Source organism: Pseudomonas sp. P4_C8, from assembly GCF_056401975.1.
In genome coordinates this window covers 1-3,286 of sequence record NZ_JBFUIH010000098.1, presented here as the reverse complement: position 1 = coordinate 3,286, position 3,286 = coordinate 1, and the positions used below count along the sequence as shown (strand labels likewise).

The following is a 3,286-nucleotide window of genomic DNA, read 5'->3' as shown; positions in this document are numbered from 1 at the left end:
GGTTTGGATAACATGACGGTGGCAATGCCATCGCCCAGTTGCAGCCATTTCGGCAGGACGTTGTCTTTTGCGTTGCTCATGGTGGTGCTCCTTACATGCCCAGGGCAGACCGCACGGCGGCCAGTTGGTCGACGCCGTCAATGACGCGGATCGAGTTGAGGGGATCGATTTCAAACATCACGCTGCCGTCGATTTCCAGCTTGTAATAGGTCACCGCGACGGCGTACTTGAACTCGCCTTTTTCGCCCGGCTTCCAGTCCCCCGGATCGACTTCCTTGAGACTGCCACGCAGGGTAGCGACCACCGATTTGATTGCACCTTTTTGGCCCTTGAAGGCACCGCGGAACGAGGCGTTGAACCCGGTCAGGTCGGATTGGCCGAAGAACTTCAGCACCTCGCGACGCACGCCGTTGGTGATGAAGCTGGCTTCCAGCTTTTCCATCCCCATGTCGAGTTCGACCGCCGCGTCCATGCCGCCGGCGCGGTACTCGTCGACCTTGAGAGTCAGCTTGGGCAGGGTCAGGCTCGGTACATCGCCTTGCAGGCTGATACCGTCGACAAACAGATTGGTGTTGTAGAGCACTTCMGGAATCATAAAGCGGCCTCCTTAGGCGGCGGTATCCAGCACTTCAGTGATCCACTGATCGGTCACCTCCACGCGGAAGTTCGGGTTTTCGGCCGGCGGTACGTCGGTGAACCGAATGTTCCAGTACACCTTGCCGTCACTGAGTTCGCTGGAAGTGTTCAGCTCTTCGTCGGCATACACCTCGAAGTTGACGATCGCACCCTGATTTTTCAGGTCGCGCATGAAGGCTTGCAGGCCTTCGGTCACGTCCTTGACGTAGGTCGCGGTGATCGAGCGGTCGACGGCCCACTTGTGCGCGTAGAGGATGGCGTCCATGACGATATCCAGCGTGCGCACGCGGGTGACGAACTTCCATTTCGGGTCGCTGGACAGCGTGCGGTTGCCCCACAAGCGGTAACCGTCATCCCGAATGATCGTGGTGATGTTGGCGTTGTTCAGCAGGTTGGCCCGGCAGGACGGATCGCCATCGAGAAACTCGATCGGCCGTGTGGTGCCGGTGATGCCGACAAATTCCTTGTTCGACGGCGAGGCCCAGAAACCGTAGGTGGCATCGGTCCAGGCAAACAGGCCGGCAGTCCAGGCCGAGGCCGGCGCGTTGACCGTGGCACTGGTCCCGGTGTCCCAGAACTGCACGCCCGGATCGACCATGTAGGCGTGTTTACTGCCGAAGTTGGCGGCATAGGCGATCGCGGCTTCGTCGGTGGTGTTCGGCCCGTCGATGATGGCCATGGCGCGCATCTTGTCGCCCAGCGCCACCAGCTCGGTGGCCACCGCCAGCGTCGCCGAGTACCCCGGCGTCACCAACAACCGTGGCTGGGCGTTGAACTTGCTTTTGCCGTTGAGCAACGCCTGCATGCCGGTACGGGTGCCGTCGGCCCAAACGCCGCCGATGATCGCGGACAACTGTTCGGCCGGATCCGTTAGCACCGGCACACCGACGGCGACAATCACCGCCTTCGACCGCTTGAAAATGGCCTTGCAGTCCTGGGTGATCGCCGCGTCCGGACCCCAGGCGGCGACCGCTTCACTTTCGCGGGTGATCAGCAGCAATTCGTTGGCCGCAGCGGTCGCCGGCGGCGCCACGGTGAAGGTGTTGCACAGACCGATGATCGACGCGGACGGGGTGGCGATATGCCGGGCCCCGGTGTCCACCAGGGTCACGGTGACGCCGTGAAAAAAACTCATAGAGTGATACTCCAGAAACGAAAAAGCCCCGCATGGGCGAGGCTGGGGGAATGTTCGGTGTGCTAACTGACGGGAAACAAAACGCCCCGTCAGGGCGGGGCGTCAGGGGGTCTGCTGAACCGGTGTGACCGGCCACTCCATCGTCCGTGGCCAACCGGCTTGCTGCGGCACTTCACTCAGCTCGATGCGGTAGCGCTTCCAGGCATTCAACTGCTCGACCTGCTCGGCAGTGGCCACGCCCAGATCGACCGCATCCTGAAGCGGTGCCAGAGCCAGGCCAGCGTCGTGCATCAGCCGTTGCTGCTGAGCCCGAGCCGCCGGCAACAAGGCCGCGTCCGAGGGCGGCGCATACGCAGCGATCTCGCCATACTCACCGGCTACCACACGCTCGTAGATCTCCGGGCCGTAACTGGTCGAGTCGTCGGGTGTGGCCGTGAAGGGAATGGTGCCCTGCTCTTCGGTGACCAGCATCAGGTTGATGGCGGTGTGGGCTACATCAACCCATTGCGGGGTCAATACATGGGTGTAGTTCATCACGCCACCCTCAAATAAATGGATACAGAGTCATCGGTTGAGTTGTCGGTGTTATTCAGGGAGCCCATCAACATCCAAGTACCTGCGGGTGGACCTTGAGACGATAGGCCGTAAGCATCGCTGTAGAATAGAGAACCGCCCGCATTAAGAGAGCCGGTGACAGTACTGCCGCCAGCGGCGCGAAACATGCCGTAAGTGCCGACAGCACCAACAACAAAACTGGCTATGGCGCTGCGCACTTTTTCTGTACCAATGGCATCGGTCCACATTGCGCCCATATCAGCGGCATCAACCTGTACTTTTACGATGCCCAAGGCATTGCTATAACCAATATGGACTTTGTTGGCATCCTGACCTGCTCCACCACCTTGTTGCACGGGAGTAAAGTTCAACAATAGCTGATATAACGCCGGGTTAAAGTTACTCTCGGTCCAGACTTTTCCGAAATCGGTCGTATCGACCTGTATACCGACATCGCCAGTATCATCCCGATAGCCAATAAAAACTTTGTTGATTGATTGACCCACTCCCCCGCCTTGCTGCACGGGGGTAAAACCCAACGAAGGCTGATATGACGCCGGGTCGAAGTTGGAAGTATCCCAACTCATAGCCCATGCTCCCCAGCCTGCACTGCCAATAATAAGGCCACGCGTATAGAGAGTGCCGCTGCTATTGGCAATCATTAGTTGAGTGGTGACATCCACCCCTTTCATCACCAACAACGTTGAATTCGGGGCGCCCGCTGGAATATTCGGCCCCGTGGTTACCCGGTAAACCCCCGCATCCGTCAGGGTATCAATGTCGGTTCCATCCGGAACAAGGATGCCGCCCTGACCCCAGCCATATGCCCCTGCGAGCAGTACGTGGCCTGGGGTGTCATCTTGGGGAGAGGTTTGTTTAACCAGATTGCTGGAATCCCACAGGCTCTGCCAGTCGCCCCAGGTTCCGGTGGCAAAGTCCCCGGTTCGGTAACGGTAGGCG

At 59.5% G+C, this 3,286-nt stretch carries 4 protein-coding genes; all 4 read right to left on the bottom strand.

Annotated elements, in window-relative coordinates; genetic code table 11:
• Positions 1–91: 91 nt before the first annotated feature.
• Entirely contained in the window at positions 92–595 is a 504-nt protein-coding gene (locus AC1DWM_RS29980) for a phage major tail tube protein (protein WP_477796867.1), read from the bottom strand.
• A 12-nt stretch (positions 596–607) separates the two neighbouring features.
• Complete coding sequence (locus AC1DWM_RS29975; protein WP_477796866.1) at positions 608–1,771, bottom strand: phage tail sheath subtilisin-like domain-containing protein; 1,164 nt, start codon at positions 1,769–1,771, stop codon at positions 608–610.
• Between the two features lie 102 nt (positions 1,772–1,873).
• On the bottom strand, positions 1,874–2,305 hold the full coding sequence (locus AC1DWM_RS29970) for a tail fiber assembly protein (protein ID WP_477796865.1): 432 nt from the start codon (positions 2,303–2,305) through the stop codon (positions 1,874–1,876).
• Positions 2,305–3,286: pyocin knob domain-containing protein (locus tag AC1DWM_RS29965; RefSeq protein WP_477796864.1), on the bottom strand; the 982-nt coding region annotated here is incomplete at its 5' end. The genes AC1DWM_RS29965 and AC1DWM_RS29970, both read right to left, overlap by 1 nt.

What these genes read in the sequence shown, in the direction of transcription:
- AC1DWM_RS29975 (WP_477796866.1), bottom strand. Translation starts at nt 1,771, where the DNA reads ATGAGTTTTTTTCACGGCGTCACCGTGACCCTGGTGGACACCGGGGCC.
- AC1DWM_RS29970 (WP_477796865.1), bottom strand. Translation starts at nt 2,305, where the DNA reads ATGAACTACACCCATGTATTGACCCCGCAATGGGTTGATGTAGCCCAC.